Origin of the sequence: Pontibacterium granulatum, from assembly GCF_029961155.1 — a bacterium.
Classification (GTDB): Bacteria; Pseudomonadota; Gammaproteobacteria; order Pseudomonadales; family Balneatricaceae; genus Pontibacterium; species Pontibacterium granulatum.
Genome location: NZ_JASBRH010000016.1, coordinates 67,757 through 88,434 on the forward strand (window position 1 = coordinate 67,757; position 20,678 = coordinate 88,434).

19 protein-coding genes are annotated in these 20,678 nt (G+C 53.7%); 7 read left to right on the top strand and 12 right to left on the bottom strand.

The window, feature by feature from the left end:
- Positions 1-160 precede the first annotated feature (160 nt).
- The 5 genes from apbC to QKW35_RS14905 all read left to right on the top strand — a co-directional run bounded on the left by apbC (position 161) and on the right by QKW35_RS14905 (position 4,573).
- Positions 161-1,285, top strand: coding sequence for an iron-sulfur cluster carrier protein ApbC (gene apbC / locus QKW35_RS14885; protein ID WP_425608008.1), 1,125 nt, complete (start codon positions 161-163; stop codon positions 1,283-1,285).
- A 231-nt stretch (positions 1,286-1,516) separates the two neighbouring features.
- Positions 1,517-2,083: a dCTP deaminase gene (dcd, locus tag QKW35_RS14890; RefSeq protein WP_282354304.1), complete on the top strand. Its 567-nt coding sequence runs from the start codon at positions 1,517-1,519 to the stop codon at positions 2,081-2,083.
- A gap of 23 nt (positions 2,084-2,106) precedes the next feature.
- Positions 2,107-2,751 (top strand): hypothetical protein, encoded by a 645-nt coding sequence (locus QKW35_RS14895; protein ID WP_282354306.1) that lies wholly within the window; start codon positions 2,107-2,109, stop codon positions 2,749-2,751.
- Between the two features lie 282 nt (positions 2,752-3,033).
- The gene (locus QKW35_RS14900) at positions 3,034-3,834 is read left to right on the top strand and encodes a hypothetical protein (RefSeq protein WP_282354307.1); all 801 of its coding nucleotides are present in this window, start codon (positions 3,034-3,036) and stop codon (positions 3,832-3,834) included.
- Positions 3,835-3,931: 97 nt separating this feature from the next.
- Positions 3,932-4,573, top strand: a complete 642-nt coding sequence (locus QKW35_RS14905; protein ID WP_282354309.1) for an HAD family hydrolase — start codon at positions 3,932-3,934, stop codon at positions 4,571-4,573.
- A gap of 13 nt (positions 4,574-4,586) precedes the next feature.
- On the opposite strand, the gene QKW35_RS14910 is transcribed toward QKW35_RS14905, so the two are convergent.
- The 7 genes from QKW35_RS14910 to QKW35_RS14940 all read right to left on the bottom strand — a co-directional run bounded on the left by QKW35_RS14910 (position 4,587) and on the right by QKW35_RS14940 (position 13,624).
- A complete protein-coding gene (locus tag QKW35_RS14910) occupies positions 4,587-5,639 on the bottom strand; it encodes a hypothetical protein (protein ID WP_282354310.1) in 1,053 nt (350 codons plus the stop codon).
- Positions 5,640-6,199: 560 nt separating this feature from the next.
- Complete coding sequence (locus tag QKW35_RS14915) at positions 6,200-7,501, bottom strand: TolC family outer membrane protein (protein WP_282354311.1); 1,302 nt, start codon at positions 7,499-7,501, stop codon at positions 6,200-6,202.
- A gap of 20 nt (positions 7,502-7,521) precedes the next feature.
- A complete protein-coding gene (locus QKW35_RS14920) occupies positions 7,522-10,572 on the bottom strand; it encodes an efflux RND transporter permease subunit (protein ID WP_282354312.1) in 3,051 nt (1,016 codons plus the stop codon).
- Positions 10,573-10,578: 6 nt separating this feature from the next.
- Positions 10,579-11,637 (bottom strand): efflux RND transporter periplasmic adaptor subunit, encoded by a 1,059-nt coding sequence (locus QKW35_RS14925; protein WP_282354313.1) that lies wholly within the window; start codon positions 11,635-11,637, stop codon positions 10,579-10,581.
- A gap of 4 nt (positions 11,638-11,641) precedes the next feature.
- Positions 11,642-12,250 carry a TetR/AcrR family transcriptional regulator gene (locus tag QKW35_RS14930; RefSeq protein ID WP_282354315.1) on the bottom strand — a complete coding sequence of 203 codons (609 nt, stop codon included), beginning with the start codon at positions 12,248-12,250 and terminating at the stop codon, positions 11,642-11,644.
- 256 nt (positions 12,251-12,506) lie between these two features.
- The gene (locus QKW35_RS14935; RefSeq protein WP_282354316.1) at positions 12,507-12,926 is read right to left on the bottom strand and encodes a c-type cytochrome; all 420 of its coding nucleotides are present in this window, start codon (positions 12,924-12,926) and stop codon (positions 12,507-12,509) included.
- Positions 12,927-13,123: 197 nt separating this feature from the next.
- Complete coding sequence (locus tag QKW35_RS14940; RefSeq protein WP_282354317.1) at positions 13,124-13,624, bottom strand: disulfide bond formation protein B; 501 nt, start codon at positions 13,622-13,624, stop codon at positions 13,124-13,126.
- Positions 13,625-13,964: 340 nt separating this feature from the next.
- Between QKW35_RS14940 and QKW35_RS14945 the strand changes: the two genes are divergently transcribed.
- Positions 13,965-14,156, top strand: coding sequence for an RSP_7527 family protein (locus QKW35_RS14945; RefSeq protein WP_282354318.1), 192 nt, complete (start codon positions 13,965-13,967; stop codon positions 14,154-14,156).
- A 106-nt stretch (positions 14,157-14,262) separates the two neighbouring features.
- Here the strand turns inward: QKW35_RS14945 and QKW35_RS14950 are convergent, their stop codons facing one another.
- Genes QKW35_RS14950 through QKW35_RS14965 form a run of 4 tightly spaced genes read right to left on the bottom strand, consistent with a single transcriptional unit; the run spans position 14,263 to position 19,169 of the window.
- The gene (locus QKW35_RS14950; RefSeq protein WP_282354319.1) at positions 14,263-15,288 is read right to left on the bottom strand and encodes a TRAP transporter substrate-binding protein; all 1,026 of its coding nucleotides are present in this window, start codon (positions 15,286-15,288) and stop codon (positions 14,263-14,265) included.
- A gap of 50 nt (positions 15,289-15,338) precedes the next feature.
- On the bottom strand, positions 15,339-16,562 hold the full coding sequence (gene glcF / locus QKW35_RS14955; RefSeq protein WP_282354321.1) for a glycolate oxidase subunit GlcF: 1,224 nt from the start codon (positions 16,560-16,562) through the stop codon (positions 15,339-15,341).
- A gap of 24 nt (positions 16,563-16,586) precedes the next feature.
- Positions 16,587-17,678 carry a glycolate oxidase subunit GlcE gene (gene glcE / locus QKW35_RS14960; RefSeq protein ID WP_282354322.1) on the bottom strand — a complete coding sequence of 364 codons (1,092 nt, stop codon included), beginning with the start codon at positions 17,676-17,678 and terminating at the stop codon, positions 16,587-16,589.
- A 3-nt stretch (positions 17,679-17,681) separates the two neighbouring features.
- The gene (locus QKW35_RS14965) at positions 17,682-19,169 is read right to left on the bottom strand and encodes an FAD-linked oxidase C-terminal domain-containing protein (protein ID WP_282354323.1); all 1,488 of its coding nucleotides are present in this window, start codon (positions 19,167-19,169) and stop codon (positions 17,682-17,684) included.
- Positions 19,170-19,284: 115 nt separating this feature from the next.
- Here QKW35_RS14965 and QKW35_RS14970 point away from each other — a divergent pair, with 115 nt between their 5' ends.
- Positions 19,285-20,211, top strand: coding sequence for a LysR family transcriptional regulator (locus QKW35_RS14970; RefSeq protein WP_282354324.1), 927 nt, complete (start codon positions 19,285-19,287; stop codon positions 20,209-20,211).
- A gap of 329 nt (positions 20,212-20,540) precedes the next feature.
- On the opposite strand, the gene QKW35_RS14975 is transcribed toward QKW35_RS14970, so the two are convergent.
- Positions 20,541-20,678 (bottom strand): integrase core domain-containing protein (locus tag QKW35_RS14975; protein WP_282354327.1); only part of this gene is annotated, 138 nt, incomplete at its 5' end.

A 20,678-nucleotide genomic window follows, 5' to 3' on the forward strand; every position in this document is an offset into this window, starting at 1 on the left:
CGATACAGCTGGTGTGTCAGGCCGTTATTGAATGTTTATCTGGTTAATTGTCGCACAGTTATAAGGGGCTTTTAAACAGGGAATTAGAAATGTCTGGACCTGAGAAGATTCAACCTCCATAATTCCTACCAAATTGGTTGGTTATTATTTTGAGTTGAGTATGTTTTCCAATCTCTTCGGTAAGAAACGGACAGCGGAGCAAACGATGACAGCACCGGAACAGAGCCAGGTAGAAATTGCCCTTCAGCAGATTCAGGACCCATACCTTAAGCAGGATCTGATGACGGCGGGTGTCCTGAAGGAGATTCGCACTGCAGGTGACAAGCGCCTTGTCGTGCTGGAGTTTCCCTATCCGTGTGCAGGTAAGCAGGATGATATTCGCCAACAGGTAAAAGCTGCGCTGGGTGAAGATACTGAAGTTGAGATCAGCACCAACATCCAACCGCATGCCGGTCAGCATCAACTGCCGAATATGGCACAGGTGAAAAATATCGTTGCTGTTGCCTCCGGTAAAGGTGGGGTAGGCAAGTCCACCACCACCGTAAACCTGGCACTGGCGATGGCCGCAGAAGGTGCCAAAGTGGGCATCATGGATGCGGATATCTACGGCCCGAGCCAGGGCCTGATGCTGGGCGTGGAAGGTAAGCGTCCGGAGCCGGTGGGTGACAAGCATATGAAACCGGTGGTGTCCCACGGTATTCAGTCCATGTCGATGTCCTACCTGATCGACGAAAACACTCCGATGGTATGGCGTGGCCCGATGGTGGCGGGTGCCCTGCAGCAGCTGATGACCCAAACACTGTGGGAAGATCTGGACTACCTGTTTGTGGATATGCCGCCAGGTACCGGTGATGTGCAGCTGACCCTGTCCCAGAAAGTGCCGGTAGCGGGTGCGGTTGTGGTGACTACGCCTCAGGATATCGCGTTGCTGGACGCCAAGAAGGGCGTAGAGATGTTCCGCAAGGTGGACATCCCAGTGCTGGGTGTGGTGGAAAATATGAGCACCCACATCTGCAGTAATTGTGGTCATATCGAACACATCTTTGGTGAAGGCGGTGGCGAGCGTATCTCCGAGCAATACGATACTGAGCTGTTGGGCAACCTGCCGCTCTCTCTGTCGATCCGCCAGCAGGTGGATGCAGGTCACCCAACGGTGCTGTCAGATCCAGACAGCGCAGAAGCTGAGCTGTATCGCGATATCGCACGCAAAGTGGGCGCGGTTCTGGCGATACGTGGCAAAGCAGCGCCGGTGGCCTTCCCGAATATCTCAGTAGAGGAAGACTGATTAACGCCTGATGGGATAACGGTGCGTATTTAACTTTGTAGGGCAGCCTTCAGGCTGCCGGCAGGCTAAAGCCTGCCCTACAGAGGTGATTTTCTACAAAAACACCGCTGGTCAAAAAATGTTCATGTAAAAGCCGCGATTTTGTCACGATTGATTGCGGCTTTTTTTATGGAAAAAAGGTAGAATACTGCCTCTTTTTTTGTATGCAGACTTTGTTAAACGGAACTCTACATGGGTATTAAATCAGATTCCTGGATTCGTAAGATGTCGCAGGAGCACGAAATGATCGCACCGTTCGAGCCTAATCAGGTTCGTCACACCGACGGCGGTCGTATCGTCTCTTATGGTACTTCCAGCTACGGCTACGACGTACGTTGTGCAGATGAGTTCAAGATCTTTACTAACATCAACTCCTCCGTTGTTGATCCAAAAGATTTCGACGAGAACAGCTTTGTTGATGTGAAGTCTGACGTCTGCATTATCCCGCCAAACTCTTTTGCGCTGGCGCGTACCGTCGAGTACTTCAAAATTCCACGTGATGTGCTGACTATCTGTCTGGGTAAGAGCACCTATGCCCGTTGCGGTATCATCGTGAACGTAACCCCTCTGGAGCCAGAGTGGGAAGGTCACGTAACACTGGAATTCTCTAACACCACGCCTCTGCCTGCGAAGATCTATGCCAACGAAGGCGTGGCACAGATGCTGTTCCTGGGCGCTGATGAAGTGTGCGAAACCTCTTATAAGGATCGCGACGGTAAATATCAGGGACAGACCGGCGTTGTTGTTCCTCGTACCTGATAACACTCCTGTAATTGAGATTAATGAAAGAAACGCGTAAAGACATTGCCTCATTCTGGGAGCAGCTGGAGAAGACTATCGACCAGCTGCTGGTTAGCCGTTCAGACGATCGCTTCGAAGCAGATTCTTTGCTGAAGAAGTACCGTGATCAGCTACAGAAGATTGACCGCAACCTGACATTCCATTTCGAGCGTGACGATGAGTCCGAAGGCCCGGTGGAGATGATCTTTGGTTGTGACGGTTTTCCTGAGTCCATCGCTACGGTGCTGAGCCTGATTGGCGCGGCGCCAAATGTGAAGGGCATCAACTTTAAGGCGTTCAACCACCGCTATGACCCAGTGCCAACACACGTGCACGTGGGGGATGAGCTGTGTGAAATCAAGGATTTCTGGTTCAGCCTGCGTCAGGTAAATGGTCGTTTGCACCTGGAAGTCTACATGGAAGATGTGCCGAAAGTGCTGGATATGGATCCGCGCGTTGAAGCGGTGATGATCTTCCTGGATGCACTGATCGGTGAATACGAGCTGATGACCCGCATTTGGGCGCTGGATTGGTTTGAGAAGCCGGTCGCACCGGAAGACTTCGGTTTTATACCGCTGTCTCGACTGCGTGAAGTCTTCGACGACATCAAAGTCGACTCAAGACCTGTGGGTATTACGCTGCACTGATCGAGTAGTCGAATTAAGACCACGGCCAGTACTTCCTTTGCTGGCCGTTTTCTTATCTACACCAATCCTGGACCATTAATTATCTGATGGGATAAATATGGTGCCTTCCCCTTCCTGAACTTCAATGGTGTCTGCGCTGCTGGCGTGGTGAAAAACGTACATCAAAACTCCCTCCTCGATATTTATGGTGTTCCACACTAAGTTAATCGACCATAATCAAAGAAAGATTAGGGTCGGATTGCCACCTCTGTTAATCTAGAAGCCTTGATTTGAGGAGCGATGATGAGCGGTTTGCTGACACAGATTCTGGATGAAGTGCGTATAGAGTATCTGGAACGGATGCGGGAAAACGGGTTTACCCAGCCTTACCTGACGGCAGAGAAGCTCTGTCATGAAAAGCTGTTTCTGGATTGCGATGTATTGGCGGAAATTATTGACCAAGATCCAACCCTGTTAGCGGCGCGTGCCGGTAATCTAATCATGAACAAGCAGGAGCAGGAAAACCCCTCGGTCGGGGTGATTATCTGCAGTAATATCCTGGCCGCCGCGCTGGAAGGTCTGCTCTCCGTTGCGGTTGATCACGAATGGATTGAGGTGGACGAAAGTGACAACATCCTGGTGGATGAAGAGGAGCTGAGTCAGGACACCCAGTACCCGATTCTCGTGGACTTCAGTCAGTCAGAAATCGCACGTCAGAACCTGACCAAACCCGGTATCAGTGAACTCAGCCAGTTGTTTGGCAGTGCTGAAGAAGCTTACCTGCGCGCGCTTAAGCAGTGTTCCAGCGATGCGTATCAGAAAGCGTTGCAGATCTCCTCTGACTACTCCGTATTCGCACCGCAGGACATCGCACCGTTAGTGATGGAGAATCCTCTGCTGCTGGGTTTGCGTCCCGATGACCTGATCGACGAGGACCTGTTTGAAGGGGACCCACCGGCCGGTCTGATTATCAGTAGCCACCTGACGCGTATGTTGCTGGGTGAACTGCTTGAGCTGGGGGCTAAAGAGGGCGTTCTGGCCGTTGATAGCCACGGCAATGTGATTATCCCCTCCGACCCAGATGAGAAAACGATTGTGCACTAAGCCAAGCGCCACCGGATAAATCAACACCTCGCAGATGCGGGGTGTTTTTGTATATGGCCTATGGTTTAAAGAACAATATCGTGAATGGGGGCGCGGAATGCATCTGGTGATGTTCGATATCGACGGTACGTTGATTGAATCCTACGACTTTGACGAACAGTGTTTTCTCGCGGCAATCGACGAGGTGTTGGGGATTCAGATCGATGCGCGATGGGATCGTTATCCCCACGTGACCGACGCCGGCATCCTGGATGAGATTCTGAGCCAGCCGAGTTACCTGCCTGATCGCGCGCTACTGGAAGTGCAGATCAGAGCGAGCTTTATGCAAAATCTCACCTTGTATCTCGAAAACAATAGCGTTGAGCCTATCGCAGGTGCAATCGAGTTTTTGGAGCACTTGAAACAGCGTGAAGATGTGGTTTTGGCTATCGCAACAGGCGGCTGGTACGAGTCGGCAACGATGAAACTGGAGGCTGCGGGGTTGGACGTGAATGGCATCGCTCTGGCGACCTCTTCCGATCATATTGCGCGTGTTGAGATTATGAAGCTCGCAGAAGCGCGGGCTGCTGAGCAGCCACTGCTATCCCGTACCTACTTTGGTGACGCGGCCTGGGATAAAAAGGCATCAAGAGCTCTGGATTACAACTTTGTGTTGTTGGGGGATCGGGTGGAGCATCACCAGGCAATGTCGGATTATCTGGATATTGAGACCGCCACGCGTTTCATCGGGCTAGAGTAAAAAATGCGTGTTTTTACCAATGATCAATGTCTGTAACAGCAGCGAGTTTACCGATCAGGCGTCGATTCTGTTCGCGTAAGCTCATTTCGTAGTGCTGCGGGTTGCGTAGGCGGTTCTCGATCTCTTCAGCGATAGCGGTGGCCAGTTTGCTCAGCAGATCGGCTTTTGCTGTTGCGTAACTGGATTCGGTCAAATGACGGATATAGGAGCGAGCCGGTGCAAACTGGGTATAGGTGCTTTGCTGTTCCATATCGCTGAAGCGGTAGCTTTTTAAGTTGATGCCGGCTTTAAATGAGCGGTATTGGAGGTAGCTAGCTGTGTCCATTGTCGGGGATTTATTGCTGAACTCCAGCTCAAAGTCATCGTTTTCGATCGCATCAAGTTGGGTCATGTAGATGGATTCCCACTGGCCGGTGACCATTGTTGCCAGGGTATCGGCAAACAGTTCGTGATAGGGCGCGATCACCCGGTATAGCGACGGCCGTATTGTCTTGCTGGTGTAGAGGGAATACAGCGTCTTGAGTTCACGATCGATCGGGCGAGAAGCTTCCAGCTTCGCCAGAAGCAGGCGGGACTCCTGGAGCGTTCTGGTCAAATTGCCTTCCATCCGTGTGTAGCCTCTCTCCCTCAGTTCGAGAAGGTAACGACTGTCATCCTCAATATCTGCCTGCAGTTCGCTGATCTTCACAGTCACATCGGCATCGCGAATCTGTTTACGTAGCTGGTAGTACTGTATTGCCGCTGAGCGCTCCAGCAGGAAACTGTCGAGCAGGGCGTGGGCGTACTCGTGAAACAGTTCGACCGGGATGTAGGCTTCGTCGAGCAGGAGCAATTTCAATTTCAGATCGTATTCTGGGGTGCCGTGGGTACGGGCTACCCTGACCGATTGCGGGATAGGCTGGAAGTGATCGCCCAGAAAGCGGTTCACCTGGCTGATACGGGAACGAATGCTCTGTTCCCAAACTTCGCCGGGTGAGTTGAGCACTAGAATTTCCTGAGCACTGATCGGCGCAGCAAGCAGCATTAAGAACAGTGACAGCAGGTGGAATCGTTTAGCAAAATTCATAACGGTTGGGGGAGGATCCGTTCCCTATCTGGCCGTGTCCGGCAGGTGCTTTCCATTGAAAGGGATAGCTTAACACGGTTGATTGCATGCAGGTCGCTTTTGGCGGGGCGTATGTATTAGCGAATCACACGATGCAAGCATTTGTGGATGGAATAAACCAGCAAACAAAAACAGCCGGAGTTTCCGGCCATTTGTTGCACGTGGCCGATTCAGGCTTCGGTCCTAATCATTTGGCCCCGGCATATCCGCGCATGCATCGGTAAGTTCAAATTTTATGCTGGAGATAACTGGTGGGGAGGCGGCTTTCGGGTCTTGGCAACCGGTAAGAACGACGCTTGTTGTAATGAGTAGAGAAGCTAACGTCAGTCGCATGGAAATGCGTCTTTTTGAATAAGCAAAGTCCTATTAAGGTTTGCTCTCCGTAAGGGGGAAGGTTAACCAACACTACTGACTTTTTCTGGGTGAAAAGCGTAAAAAGGCAGTGACAGTGATCACTGCCTTTTCTTGTACGGAGTCCGTCAGGGGCCAGGCCTGACCAGCTCCGTGATTGAGGCAAACGCTTACTGCTGCGGGCTTTCCAGCCACTGGTCCAGGGCGTTCAGGTCCTCAGGACTGAGGCTGCCTACCTGCTGCTTAAAGCTGAACAGGTTGAAAACGTAGTCGAAACGGGCGTTGGCGTAATCACGCTGCGCGCTGTACAGCTGCTGTTCGGCATTCAGTACGTCCACTACGTTACGGGTGCCAACATTGAAACCCTCTTCGGTGGCTTTCAGTGCTGTTTCGCTGGACTTGATGCTTTGTTTACGCGCCTGAACCGACAGTACATCGGTTCGCAGGTCGCGCAGCAGGCTGCGCGTAGATTGGGTCACCGCACGCAGGGTGTCTTCACGATCCTGCTGAGTTGCGATCATCTGCTGCTCAGTCTGGCGGCTTGCAGAGACGGTCGCGCCACCACTGTACAACGGCAGGCTGAAGGTCAGGCCGATGCTGTTGGTGTCGTTGATGTCATCGGAGGTCGCTGTACCGTTATCGTAATCGTAGCTCGCTGCCAGGCTCAGGGTTGGCAGGTGGCCGGAACGGGCTGCCTGGGCAGAACGACGCGCCGCTTCAACGGCAGCATCGGCTACACGTAGGCTCAGGTTGCCGCGCCATGCTTTATCCAGCCACTTATCCGGGGTTTCCGGCGTTGGCGTCTGTACCGGGTAATCTTCTTTCAGCAGGTCGGCTTGACCCACTTCCTGACCGGTCAGGCGTTCCAGAGCTTCGTAGCTGTTTTCCAGATCGCCTTCCGCTTCGATGCGGGCAACACGGGCGTTGTCGTAGGATGCTTGCGCTTCCTGTACGTCGGTGATTGCAATCAGACCCACTTCAAACTGGGCGTTGACCTGATCCAGACGACGCTTAATCGCGCGCTCCTGCGCCTGGGTGGTTTCCAGCGTATTCTGGGCACGCAGCACGTTCAGGTAGGCTTCAACTACCCGCAGAATCAGGTTCTGCTGCGCCTGTTCAAAGGTAAGGCGTGCCTGCTCGGATTGGGCTTCGCCACGCTTGAAGCTGAACCAGGCGTTAGCATCGAACAAAGGTTGGCTCAGGGAAACAGTGTAACCGTTGTTGTTGAACTCGGCGGTGTCAGACTCGGTCCAGGTGGTGTTGGCGGTCAGGCCGATGTTTGGCAGCAGGCCCGCGCGGGCCTGAGGTGCCGCTTCGGCACCGGCCAGATACGTCGCTTCAGCAGATTTCAGCTGCGGGTCGTTGGCGAGCGCCTGCTGATAGATATCAGCCAGTGCGGCCGCGTTTGCCTGCGTGCCCTGGAGCGCCAGAGCAAGCAGAGCGGATGCGGAGAGAAAGTGTGTCTTTTTCACGTGTGCTTCCTTATGCAACGTTACACTTCTTCGGGCTGAACTTCTTTGTAAGTTCGTTTACCCAGATAACTATAGACGGTTGGAATGACGAACAGGGTGAGCAGCGTACCAAAGGTCATACCGCCCACTATTACCCAACCGATCTGCTGACGGGATTCAGCACCAGCGCCAAAAGCGATCGCCAGCGGTACCGCACCCAGCACGGTTGCGGCGGTGGTCATCAGGATTGGGCGCAGACGCAGGGCGGATGCTTCAATGATCGCCTCGCGCAGTTCACGTCCCTGGTCCTGCAGTTGGTTGGCAAACTCCACGATCAGAATACCGTGTTTGGTTACCAGGCCAACCAGCGTGATCAGACCGATCTGACTGTATACGCTAAAGGAACCCCCGCTGTACTTCAAGGCGAGCAGGGCGCCGAAGATTGCTGGTGGTACCGACAGCATAATGATCAGCGGATTCTTGAAGCTTTCGAACTGTGCCGCCAGCACCAGGAACACAAAGATGATCGCCAAACCAAAGGTTACCATCAGCGTGTTGCTGGACTGCTTGAATTCGCGGGCAGGGCCAGTGAAGTCAAAGGTAGCGTCCGGCGCAATCTCAGCCAGGCTCTGTTCCAGATAGGCCAGCGCTTCACCCTGGGAGTAACCCGGCGCCAGCAAGGTCTGGAATTTCACTGCTTTAACTTTATCGAAGTGGTTTAGCTCACGCGGTGCAACAGTTTCCTCTACGTCGACCAGGTTGGACAGCTGTACCATATCGCCCTGTGGCGTACGCACGTACAGTTCGGTCAGGTCGCTTGGGTCGCGACGTTCGCTGTCAGCCACTTTTACGATGACTTCATACTGCTCGCCGTTCCGCTTGAAGCGGGTCACTTCACGGCCCGCCATGTAGCTTTCCAGCGTGCGGCCCACGGTGGACACATCGATACCGATCTCAGACAGCTTGTCACGTTTTACGTCCATCTGCAGTTCCGGCTTGTTTAGCTTCAGATCGCTGTCCGGCTGCATCAGGCCTTTGTTGGCGAGGATCTTGCCCATCATCTGGTCGGCGATCACTTTCAGATCGTCGTAGCTGCCGTTGTATTTCACAACAAACTCAACCGGGCGGGAGATAAAACTCTGACCCAGGGATGGGAGGTCCAGCGCGAAGCTCATGATGCCGGTGATGCCGCCGTAAAGCTGTGGCGTCAGCTGCTGAGAGATCTCCTGCTGCTTACGCTCACGCTCTTCCCAGCGATCCAAACCAACAAAGGTCATCGCATTGGTTTCTGCCGGGAAGCCCACGATGGAGAAGTAGCGATCAGATTCCGGTACTTGGCTCACTACACCTTCGATCTGGCGAGAGTAGCGGTCGATGTAGTTCACTGATGCGCCGTCCGGTGCCATGGCGAAAACCAGGATGTCTCCACGGTCCTCGTACGGAGCCAGCTCCTGCGGCAGCTGCATGTAGTAGTAATAGGCGCCGCCCAAGCTTGCGCCCATTATCACTAGCGCCAGCAGACGGGAGCGCAGCAGTTTGCTCAGCAGGTTGCGGTAACCGTTGGTCAGGCCAACCAGCAAACCTTCAATCAGGTTGAATGCGGCACTGTGACGTTTTTCATGCTTCAGCATGCGGGACGACATCATCGGTGACAGGCTCAGCGCCACAAAGGTGGATACCACCACGGCACCCGCCAGGGTCAGGGCAAATTCGGTAAACAGCTTGCCGGTGCGGCCTTCGGAGAACACCACCGGTACAAACACCGCCACCAGTACTGCAGTAGTTGCCAGTACCGCAAAACCGATCTCTTTTGCTCCTTTGAATGCGGCCTGAACCGGGCTGAGACCTTCTTCTACGTGACGGTAGATGTTCTCCAGCATCACGATCGCGTCGTCTACCACCAGACCGATCGCCAGCACCAGTGCCAGCAGGGTCAGGGTGTTAATACTGAAGTTCATCAGGTACATCATCGCAAACGCACCGATCAGGGACAGTGGAATGGTTACCACCGGGATCAGCGTTGCGCGTACGTTACGCAGGAAGAAGAACAGTACAAGCACTACCAGCACGCCAGCCTGTGCCAGGGTTTGGTAGACGGACTTGATCGACTCATCGATAAAAATGGAGGAATCGTATGCCACTTCTACTTCCATACCTTCCGGCAGGTTGGCGCTGATGCTTTCCAACTTGGCGCGGATATCGCGGGATACGTCCAACGGGTTGGCGGTGGACTGCTTCACGACACCCAGCGCAACGGCGCTTTCGCCTTTATAGCGGGAGATCTGGCGGCTGTTTTCCGGTGCAATCTCAACGCGTGCCACGTCCTTGATGCGAACCGGATAACCGTCATCGTTGCGGATGATGATGTTTTTAAACTCTTCCACATCGTTCAGATCGGTTTTGGTCAGCAAGGTGAACTCGCGCTCGCGGGATTCGATGCGACCAGCAGGCACCTCCAGGTTCTGGCCTTCCAGCGCTGCTTCCACATCCTGCGGCATGACGCGGTATGCGGCCATGCGCGCTGGATCCAGCCAGATACGCATGGAGTATTTGCGCTCGCCGAAGATCATCACGTTGGCAACGCCGTTCACAGTCTGTAGCTGATCCTTGACGCGGTTGTCCGCGATCTCGGTCATCTCCATCGGGTCGTGTCGATCGGAAGAGAAGGCCAGCCAGATGATCGGCTGCGCATCCGCTTCGGTTTTAGTCACCACCGGAGGGTCAATGTTGTCGGGCAGTTGGCCAGTTACACGGCTCACGCGGTCTCGCACGTCGGCGGCGGCATCGTCCGGATCACGGGTGATCTTGAAGGTCACGGTGATCTGAGATTTCTCGGTTCGACTGATGGAGTTCATAAAGTCGATCCCTTCGATCCCGGACAGAGAGTCCTCGATGATCTGGGTGATCTGGGTTTCAATAATCGACGAGCTGGCACCGGGATAGGTGGTTTCAACGGTCACAACGGGCAGATCGATTTTTGGGTATTCACGCACTGTAAGTCGGTCATACGCGATGAGGCCGATCAGCAGGATCAGCAGGCTCATCACTGTAGCCAGCACCGGGCGTTTGATACTGATGTCAGACAGAACCATGTGTGTTTACTCTCCGCGATTCGCCTGCTGGCTGCCGTCTACAAAGATCGGGGTTACCGGCATGCCTGGGAACAGCTTGATCTGACCCGCGGTGATGATCACGTCACCCTTGGTCAGGCCCTTGGTGATCTGTACGCTGCCAGGGCGGCGCTGGCCCATCTCAACCGGTACCAGTTCAACCATGTTTCCCTCTGCGACACGCATCACAAAGAAGCCGCCGTTCTGTGGGATGATCGCCTGTTCAGGAACGACAATCGCTGCATCTTCCTGCTTCATCACCAAGTTGACCTTGGCAAACAAGCCCGGACGCAACAGGCCGTTTTTGTTCGCAATACGGGCGCGCACTTCGATGTTGTGGGAACGGGTATCGGCACTTGGTGCGATGGCGTATACCTCGCCACTTAAGATACGGCCCGGGAATGCATCCACTTCTACGTTGATTGTGCTACCGGGTTGCAGGGCGGCCAGATAGATCTCCGGTACACGGAAATCCACTTTCATGGTGTTCAGGTCGGTCAGCTCAACCAGTTCCTGGCCCACGTTGACGTAGTCACCTGGGCTCACCAGACGCAAACCGGTGGAACCTGCAAACGGTGCACGGAGGGTCATTTTATCCAGGCGAGTCTGCGCCAACGCACGCTGTGCTTCATCCACGCGAAGTTGGGCAAGGGTGCTGTCGCGATCCTGCTCGGAGCCTACACGCTTTTTCAGCAGACTTTCGGCGCGCTTATAGGCGATCTGGCTCAGCTTTACGCGGGCGTCTGCCTGTTTTAGTTCGGCGCGGTAGATGGCGCTGTCCAACACAAACAGCGGGTCACCCTGCTTAACGGCCTGGCCCTCTTCAAACAGGACCTTTTCGATACGGCCGCTCTGTTCGGGGCTGAGCTGGATGGTTTCGTTGGCGCGCAGGTTACCGACGGCGTGGATAGAGTGATCCAGCGCCTGAGTCTGCACGGTAATCACTTCTGCCGGCAGACCTTGGGGTGGCTTGTCTGCAGCGAAGGTGGTCGGTGCTGCGAGGCTTGTGGCCAGCAGGATTCCGGCGATGATGCGGTTGGCTTTCATGTCCTTAACCTTTGAGTGTTGGGGCTTCAATCATTGTGAACAGGGTAGTGGTGTGGCGGCGCAGCGGCGCTGCAGAACGCTCGACCTTGAGCTGCAGCAGGGCGCCTTGCCAGCCGTTCCAGATCAGCTCCGCGATCTGGCGTGGTGGAATATCGGTGCGTACGGTGCCTTCTTCCTGGCAGATGCGCATGTCTTCTTCTATCGAATCCAGGACTTCCAGGCTGGAGGTACGGATCGCTTCACTGAATAGGGGAGAAGCCTGGCTGACTTCCCCGGTCAGGTTGGCCAGCAGGCAGCCGGTGCAGTCCAGATCCTCTTCGTATTTGCGGACCTCTAACTCGACCATCTGGCGAATCTTATCCAGGTAGGTTCCGCTCAGGGAGGACATCTCCTCTTCCCAGCGAACAAGCTCCATAGATTTGTGGTGGTTGATGATCTCGACGGCGAACTGTTCCTTGTTCTCGAAGAAGTTATAGAAGGAGCCTTTGGAGACTTCGCAGGCTTCAAGAATCTCCTTCAGGCCGGTTGCCGCATAGCCTTTGCGGGCGAACAGCTCGGCACCTTTCTCAAGAATTTTCTCCCGGCTATGTTCCGGGCGTCGTCCTCGTGTCATATCTCTTACCTGTGCCAACACAGATTGCAAAAATGTGGTGACGTTTATTTTTAACTAGACCGGTCGTTCTAAAAATAGTGGTGCACATTCTAGTCTGACTTTGTTATGAAACAACCGGTTATTACGTAAAGAAATGCAACGATTAATTGAAATATGTGACGTTATGCAGGGGGCGTTGTGATATTGGGCGGGCAAGGCGAGTAGAGGACTTGTACGGGAGAGGCGGAGCGGTGAGGCTCCGCATGGAGTGGGATTGTTATTCCTGAATGGTTCCCAGATAAAACACCAAAGACAAAATGCGTGCGTGCACTGTTTCGGGGTGGTCTGTTGTGTATGGGCCATACTCTTCGATGATCTCCATTGCATAGCGACTACCCCAGATTGGCATATCCCTTGGGCCGTGGGCTGTCTGGGATTGGCTGCCGTCGATCACGTCATAAACGTGCTGGAAGGGGAAGCGACCTTTGTGACGCTGTGCCAGTGTAGTTAGGTCTGAGGGTGACTTATTGAGAAACTCAATATATGGACCACTGCCTTTACCGTCTGTCCCGTGGCAGACAGCACATTGAGTTTTATATTCAAGCTCGCCGATCCTGAGCTGTTCCCCGAAAACAACGCCTGAGGTCAGCATAGAGAATGCCAGTGCACCGCAAGTGATTAGTGTTGGTGATTTCATGCCTTTCTCCTTTCTAGGTCGGAACAAAATTAGAACTGAGTCATATAGGCGAAGTGTTTATTAACATATAGACGACATTTCTGGCTGGACATAGCGGTCGAGGAAAAGGAGCGCAGATTGAGTAAAAGAAGGTTGGAAGCAGGAGGCGGTCAGAGTGGTAAGAGGGAGAGGCGCCAGAACGCGCCTCGAAAAGGGATCTATCTCCGTAGCGTTGTGGCCAGCACATACAGGCTGCCGAGAATTGCTGCGGCACTCACTGCCAGCAGGCCTTCAGCCATGGTGATGTCGAATAGCAGTTCAGGTGTATAACCGCATGGTTCCCAGGGCTCAAATACGGTTGGGAACCACTTGTCCAGGGCAAACCAGTCGGGTAGTCCACTATCCATATCACACGCGCCTTCAATAAAGCCTCGCTCTACACCAAAGGTTTTCCAGGAACGCTCGGCCATGCCTGCTGCCAGACCGACTCCAGTCAGGCCGGTTAGTACGCGCATAGGTTTACTTCCTTGCGTGGTGAGTGCCAGCAGAGCCAGCAGAATAAAGCCCAGCACGTAGATTCGAATATGAATGCAGAGGACGCAGGGGCCATAATCCAGCCCGTACTGGAAGTAGAGTGCAATGGCTTCCATTGCGATACCCAGCACCAATACGAGGGACCAATAAAATGATGTGCTTTTTCCCTGTGCGGCAACGCCCATGGGTTTTCTCCTTCAAATATTCCAGTTCGCGAACTCTATCCGATCGTTCTATAGATGGCGAGTTCCCCAGTTATTGTTTTAGGACAGAAAGAGTGATTCAGGTGTGCTATCGGATCAGGCGGTGAAAGAATAATGAGTGAAAAAAACTAATCAATAAGCTGAGAAAGAGTCGTTTTACGTTAGGCTGAAGTGTTACTAATATACACATCATCAAGTCACGGCAAGCAAATATCCCTGTTAACAAGGGGTGTTGCCGCCAGTAGCAAAGAGTCCATGTTTCAGTTTTGTTGAAGATTCTTTGCAGTAAATTGAAATTTTCTTGCTTAATTGGGAAACCGGAATGCCACAGGAATACGACATAACCATTCGTCTTAACCAGTACGGTCAGGTAGATGCGGACTACTACGTACAGAAAGCTCATGACGCACGCGCCGAAGCTCTGGCTGAGATGGCGAAAGCGTTTAAAGCTTGGATCAAGACGAAGCTGACGTTTGAGCGTATTCCTTCACAGCAAACGTTGTTTGGACACTGAGCTTCTAGCTTGTTGTTGTTTTTTGGCCCACCTTTTGGTGGGCTTTTTTATGTTTGAATATCTACGCAACCCTTTATAGGGAAGCGGCGCGATCTTTGATAGAGGCTTACTTGTTGTAGCTGCGTGCAATCTCGCGCAGTTCTTTCAGTGCCGCAGTTGCATCCACATTACGATCAGCCACGCGAGCCAGATAGTCTTCGTCCATGCCTTTGATTAAATTCTGGAACTCCCGATCGATCTGATCACCGGGCTGAACCTTCAGAATAGAAACGCCGGCCTGTTTCGCAACCGCCAGGCCCTTCTTGTCGCCTTCATCCCAGGCGCGGCCTGCCAATGCGGAGAGTTTTTCGCCCGATACGGACATAATTGCCTGACGATCTTTTTCACTCAATCCATCAACGAACTCTGGGTTCATAAAGATAGAGAAGCTCATGGTGTACATGCCGCCGGGCAGCAAAACCAATTGTTTGGTGACTTCATTCAAGCGCAGGGTTTTCTGTTCGCCCGCTGGGATAAAGACGCCGTCCACCACGCGCTGCTGCATCATCTCGTACACTTTAGGTGCCGGAGCGCCAACCGGGGTTACGTGCATGCGCTCACCCAGTTTGCCTTGGATACCGCCACCCAAGCGAATTTTGCGCCCTTTCATGTCGTCCAGTGATTTAATGGGCTCTGCGAGGTGGATCTGTCCCGGGCCATGCGTAAACAGAGCAGCAACCGTCAAGCCTTCATGTTCGTTAGCGTCCTTATAGTATTTCTGGCTTACACGCCAGAGCGCAACGGACGCCGCTTCGGCATTCGCGCCCAGATTTGGCAATTCCACGCTTTCTGTCAGCTTAAAGCGACCTGGCACGTAGCCGTGCACACTCCAGCTGGCGTCAACCACGCCGTCTTCTACCAGTTCGAACATGGTTTTAGGGTGGCCCATGCCGTATTCCACTTGCAGTTTTACACGGCCTTCTGTTGCTTCATTGATCCACTTACCCCAGGTTTCGAGTACAACGGCATTTTGAGGGTGAGTAGGCGGTAGCCAGCTGGCAACACGCATGACTGTTTCCGCCATGGCACTGGATGAAAGGGCGATGCCAAGTGAGAACGCGGCACTGGTTTCGAGCAGGTTTTTGATTTTCATGGTGTCTTCCTTCTTTTTATTGTTATGCCTTCTTATATGCGAGGCTTGGTTTAATCCGATATTTGCAGTGCGCGATCGATGATCTGGATCCAGTGTTCGACCGGCTTATCAGTGCTGGATGATAGGTGGCTGATACAGCCGATATTTGCACTGATATAGTGGTCTGCAGACGAATTGCGAAGTGCTGCGCTTTTGCGGTTGCGCAACTCTGTGGCCAGCTCTGGCTGGAAAAGTGAATAGGTACCTGCCGATCCGCAACAGAGGTAACTTTCGCTGATCGGCATCATCTTAAACCCCATGCGGGCCAGCAGCTGTTCTACTGTGCCCCCGAGCTTTTGTGCGTGCTGAAGGGAACATGGACATTGGAATGCCAAGCTTCCTTGAGTTTCCACCTTAAGCTGCTCGAGCGGTTCCTCACGCAGGATTTCGACTAGGTCTTTTGCTAGGTAGGAAATTTGTGCTGCTTTGTCTGCATACTGGGAGTCGTCCTTTAACAGGCTGCCGTACTCCTTGATTGTGGTACCGCAGCCGCTGGCGGTGATCACGATAGCTTCAAAGCCCTTTTCGACAAGTGGCCACCAGGCATCAATATTGCGACGCATAAAGTTGAGCCCATCGTCTTTCTGCTGTAGGTGATAACTGATTGCACCACAACAACCGGCATTGCGAGCGCTTTGCAGAGAGATATCGAAATGGCTCAACACGCGCCGGGTTGCCGCATTGATCTCCGGTGCGATGCCTGGTTGAACACAGCCTTCTAGTAGCAACATTTTTCGTACGCCCGTTTTGCGGGGGGCAGCGCTTGCTGGCTGGTGACGAGGTAATTTGTTTTTTAAGGAACCTGGTAATAACGGGCGGACAATCTGGGCCGTACGCAGCAGGGGGGTAAAGCGTGATGGGTAGGGCAGTACTGTCAGTACCGCACGACGCAGCAGCCGTTCGCGCCAGCGTCGGGGGCGCTGTTCCTCTAGCAACTGGGTGCCTATATCTAGTAAGCGGTGGTAAGGGACACTGGCTGGGCACGTGGTCTCGCAGGCTCGGCAGTTCAGGCAACTATCGAGGTGTTGTCGGGTGCTTTCGGGTGCCTGACCTGATTCGAGCATCTGTTTGATCAGATAGATTCGACCACGTGGGCTTTGTAACTCGTTGCCCGATAATGAGTAGGTCGGACAGGTGGCCAGACAAAAGCCGCAGTGTACGCACTTTCTGAGGATAGCGTCGGCGTCCTGTCCCTCGGGTGTCGCTTTTATGGCATCAATAATCTGTGTCTGCACGTTGCGCCTCCTTGATCTCTTGTCTTACAGGTCAGCATACAGGCGACCGGGATTAAGGATCCCTGCCGGGTCGAAGCTGTTTTTGATACGTTGGCTCAGTGCGTGCAGGGCGGGAGCAAGTGGGTGAAATGTCCGGTCGCTAGCATCTGCAAAGTTGAGTCTTATGGCGTGGCCATTTTGTTGTTGCGTCCATTGGCGCAAGGCTTCATCGTCGTTGTGGCTGTATACCCAGCGCAGCGCACCACTCCATTCGATCAGCTGATTGCTGATCAATTGATCGGGTATAGCTTTCGTGGCGGGTGCGAGCGATAGACGCCATAGATTTGTGTCTGTCTCCCGCGCACGGTTGAAAAACTTGTGTTCTTGTTCTCTGATCTGTTGCCAGTATCTATCGCCCTGTGGTTTGGCCAGGAGGTCGCCGCCAATCACGCGGGCGGCGGCATCAACCCCAGCACGTGCACCGGATAGGCGTATATATAGAAGGTTTTCGTCTAACACAGTGGCGGAAAGTGGTAGCGGTCTTCGACCCAGATCACTCAGCAGCGTTTGCATCTGCGTTTCATCGGCTTCGAGGACTCGGGTTTCTTCATAGGCAGGGATCGGGACGACCTTCAGCGTGATATCCAGCAAGATACCCAACGTGCCCTGTGCGCCACACATCAGTCGGGAGACATCGTACCCGGCGACGTTTTTCATCACCTGCCCGCCAAACCTTAGTAATTCGCCTTTGCCGTTGATCAGTGTGATGCCCAATACAAAATCACGTGCTGCGCCGCTATAGGGGCGGCGTGGGCCGGACAGTCCGCAGGCGATAATGCCGCCTAGGGTGGCTGTTGGGCCATAAGCGGGTGGTTCAAAGCCAAGCATCTGGCCATGCTCGGACAGTGTTGCTTCTATTATGTGAAGCGGCGTACCCGCACGGGCTGTGATCACCAGTTCCGAAGGTTCGTAGTTGATGATGCCACTGTAGTCTCGCAGCGATAGCGTTTCTCCGGATACCCGGCGACCGTAAAACGTTTTACTGTTGCCGCCCTGGATATGGAGCTGTTGTTGTCGAGCGTATGCCTGACGTACGTACTCGGCAAACTCTTTCTGCAGGTCAAACTGTGCATTCATAATTCAGAATCGTTCCAGGTGGGGGAAAGGCATCTCGCCGTGATGAACGTGCATCGCATTGAATTCGGCGCAGCGGGCCAGGGTTGGTATCTGTTTGCCAGGGTTAAGCAAATTACGTTCGTCAAAGGCGGCTTTCAGCGCGTGGAATTGGCTGAGTTCGTGCGATGAAAATTGCAGGCACATCTGATTGATCTTCTCCAGACCTATACCGTGTTCGCCAGAGATGGTGCCGCCGACCTGTACGCAGAGTTCCAGTATGCGGGTGCCGAGCTCAAAGGCACGCTGATGCTGATCCTCATCAGAAGAGTCGAACAGAATTGAGGGGTGCATATTGCCGTCCCCTGCGTGAAACACGTTTACAACCGGCAGGTCGTACTCCTCTGCCAGCTCGTTGATACGGGTCCACACCTCGGCCAACGCGCGGCGTGGGATGGTGCCGTCCATGATGTAGTTATCCGGCGCCAGTCGCGCCAGCGCGGGGAAGGCAGCTTTGCGTGCTGCCCAGATCCGTCTGCTCTCTTCGGCGTTGGTGGAGACCTGGATGTCGGATGCATTAAGGCGCTTCAGAATAGAGATAACGCTGGCGAGCTCGTCCTCCACCTCGGCTTCGCTGCCATCCAGCTCACAGATAATCACGGCGGCGGCATCCACCGGATATCCTGCGTGCATCAGCTCTTCGATGGCGCGGATGCCGGTCTGGTCGATCATCTCCAGTCCCGCCGGAATCAGCCCAGCACCGATAATGTCAGCGATGGCGGTACCGGCTTCCTCTATTGTTGCAAAGGCTGCGAGCAATACACGGGCGCTGGCTGGTTTCGGTAACAGCTTCACCCGAATCGCCACCACGATACCCAGAAGGCCTTCGGAGCCGGTCATGATAGCGGTCAGGTCGTAGCCCGCAGCGTCCAGTGCGGCACTGCCTAGCGTGATGCGCTCACCTTCAATCGTAATGATCTCCAGCTCCAGAATGTTGTGCACGGTCAGGCCGTATTTCAGGCAGTGTACGCCACCCGCATTCTCCGCCACGTTGCCGCCCACGGAGCAGGCCAGCTGAGAGGATGGATCGGGTGCGAAGTAGAGGTTGTAGGGAGCGGCGGCATCGGTGACCGCTTGATTGCGAACGCCGGGACCGATCAGTGCGGTGCGGTTGTGCGGATCGATCTCATGAATCTGGTCAAACTTGCTCATGCCCAGCAGTACGCCGTTCTCCACTGGCATGGAACCTGCGGTCAGTCCCGTACCCGCCCCGCGTGCCACGACCGGAATATCCAATGTGTGACAGCAGCGCATCACATGCTGGACCTGCTCGATGCTGTCCGGCAGCACTGTCAGCAGGGGCAATTGACGCATTGTGGTAAAGGCATCGCACTCGTAGGCGTGGAGTTCTTCGGTGGCGGTAATGATCGCATCTTTCGGGAGCTGTTCGAGCAGCAGTGGGTACAGGCGGCCCAAGCGGTGTTCGCGGAGGTTCGGTGACTTGCTGGCTGACATGGCGAGATTCTACTGTGCTGGCTTTGAGATCCAATTCACTGTAAAAGTGATCTGGCAATAAGAAAAATACATGTTTGATATAGCTGGTCATATTTTTTATGTATAGGTTAGGGATATGAAACTGATTCAGTTGAAATACTTCCTGAAGGTTGCAGAGCTGGGCAGTGTGTCAGCGGCGGCGCGGGGGTTGTTTATTGCTCAGCCTGCGCTCAGTCACCAGATGGCATCCCTGGAAAAGGACTTGGGTGCAGGGCTGTTTGTGCGCAGTGCCAAAGGGGTACAGCTTACGCCAGCAGGTGAAAAACTGGTGCATCACGCTCGATTGATCCTGAGGCAAGTGGAGATTGCGCGGGCCGATGTAATCTCTGATGAGATCTCTCCACGCGGTGAGGTGAGTGTGGTGATCGATGCCTCCAAAGCGTACACGCTGATCCCGTTGCTGTTGCGAGAGTGTGAGCGGCGTTTCCCTGAGGTGCAGCTGAAGATTCTTGATGCGATGAGTGTGGTTGCCGTACAACACATCGCCGATGGTAAGGTAGATCTCGGATTGATCCCGAATGCAACCGATCTCTGTGATGTACAGGTGACACCGGTTTATCGCGAATCACTGTATCTGGTTGGCAAGGAGGTGGCGAAAGGGGGGGCGGAAGGCACTATTCTGTTCGAGCAGTTGGTAGATTATCCGCTGGTGGCACCCTCGCGCCCGCACAACATTCGAATGCGCATCGAGCAAGCTGCGTTGGAGGCACGCCGACCGCTGAATATCCGTTATGAGCAAGACACGGGTTTGATCCTGCGCTGCCTGATGAACAACGGCATCGCCAATGCGATTATCCCGCGTGATGTGATGAACGCTGAACTTCAGCGGGGTGAGTTGGATGCGTTGCGGATCATCAAGCCGAGCATCGATCGAATTCACTCTCTGGTGCGGCTAGATAGCCGTCCACATACCTCTGCGTGTCGTGCGCTGGAAACGCTAATCATCGAGCTGATCCAGACTTTGTGTGACGATGGAACACTTGATGGCGAAGTGCTTGTTTGATCCAATTGGCTCGCAGTAATTTGCAGTTTGTAACACGGCAGGCAGCACATGATCAGGGGGCTTTTCTGAAAAAGAGTTCAGCTCAGCACGACGCTACGAGCTGAGAAGTCTCTATGAAAGAAAGTTAGTGCTGATCGCCGGGCTTGAGATGGATAAGGTACGTGTGCGTTCCGGGGAGCGAAAGGGAACTATCTTGGCGAGGTGAGCGATCACCGTGATTGGAATGATCCACGTCAGCATCGCAAAGGCCTTGTCGATTTTAGGGCCATCCGTAGAGCATTCGAATAACCAGGAGCTTTAGGGCTGCTGGTATTGTAAACCTCCCCTAATTAGTTACACGCATAATTAGAGTTTTCCAGCGGGTCATGTTTAGCCAGATATTCCCAGGGGGTGAGGTCACCCAATGCGTCATGTGGCCGCTCCTCGTTGTATTCTTGTATCCAGTTTTCCGTCAGTTCACGAACCTC

Excerpts from the sequence above, each read along its gene's own strand:
- QKW35_RS14910 (WP_282354310.1), bottom strand. The coding sequence starts at position 5,639 with ATGAATTTTGCTAAACGATTCCACCTGCTGTCACTGTTCTTAATGCTG.
- QKW35_RS14895 (WP_282354306.1), top strand. The coding sequence starts at position 2,107 with ATGAAAGAAACGCGTAAAGACATTGCCTCATTCTGGGAGCAGCTGGAG.
- QKW35_RS14970 (WP_282354324.1), top strand. The coding sequence starts at position 19,285 with ATGAAACTGATTCAGTTGAAATACTTCCTGAAGGTTGCAGAGCTGGGC.
- dcd (WP_282354304.1), top strand. The coding sequence starts at position 1,517 with ATGGGTATTAAATCAGATTCCTGGATTCGTAAGATGTCGCAGGAGCAC.
- apbC (WP_425608008.1), top strand. The coding sequence starts at position 161 with ATGTTTTCCAATCTCTTCGGTAAGAAACGGACAGCGGAGCAAACGATG.
- QKW35_RS14920 (WP_282354312.1), bottom strand. The coding sequence starts at position 10,572 with ATGGTTCTGTCTGACATCAGTATCAAACGCCCGGTGCTGGCTACAGTG.
- QKW35_RS14935 (WP_282354316.1), bottom strand. The coding sequence starts at position 12,926 with ATGAAATCACCAACACTAATCACTTGCGGTGCACTGGCATTCTCTATG.
- QKW35_RS14900 (WP_282354307.1), top strand. The coding sequence starts at position 3,034 with ATGAGCGGTTTGCTGACACAGATTCTGGATGAAGTGCGTATAGAGTAT.
- QKW35_RS14925 (WP_282354313.1), bottom strand. The coding sequence starts at position 11,637 with ATGAAAGCCAACCGCATCATCGCCGGAATCCTGCTGGCCACAAGCCTC.
- QKW35_RS14940 (WP_282354317.1), bottom strand. The coding sequence starts at position 13,624 with ATGGGCGTTGCCGCACAGGGAAAAAGCACATCATTTTATTGGTCCCTC.
- QKW35_RS14965 (WP_282354323.1), bottom strand. The coding sequence starts at position 19,169 with ATGTCAGCCAGCAAGTCACCGAACCTCCGCGAACACCGCTTGGGCCGC.
- QKW35_RS14905 (WP_282354309.1), top strand. The coding sequence starts at position 3,932 with ATGCATCTGGTGATGTTCGATATCGACGGTACGTTGATTGAATCCTAC.
- QKW35_RS14945 (WP_282354318.1), top strand. The coding sequence starts at position 13,965 with ATGCCACAGGAATACGACATAACCATTCGTCTTAACCAGTACGGTCAG.
- QKW35_RS14930 (WP_282354315.1), bottom strand. The coding sequence starts at position 12,250 with ATGACACGAGGACGACGCCCGGAACATAGCCGGGAGAAAATTCTTGAG.
- QKW35_RS14950 (WP_282354319.1), bottom strand. The coding sequence starts at position 15,288 with ATGAAAATCAAAAACCTGCTCGAAACCAGTGCCGCGTTCTCACTTGGC.
- glcE (WP_282354322.1), bottom strand. The coding sequence starts at position 17,678 with ATGAATGCACAGTTTGACCTGCAGAAAGAGTTTGCCGAGTACGTACGT.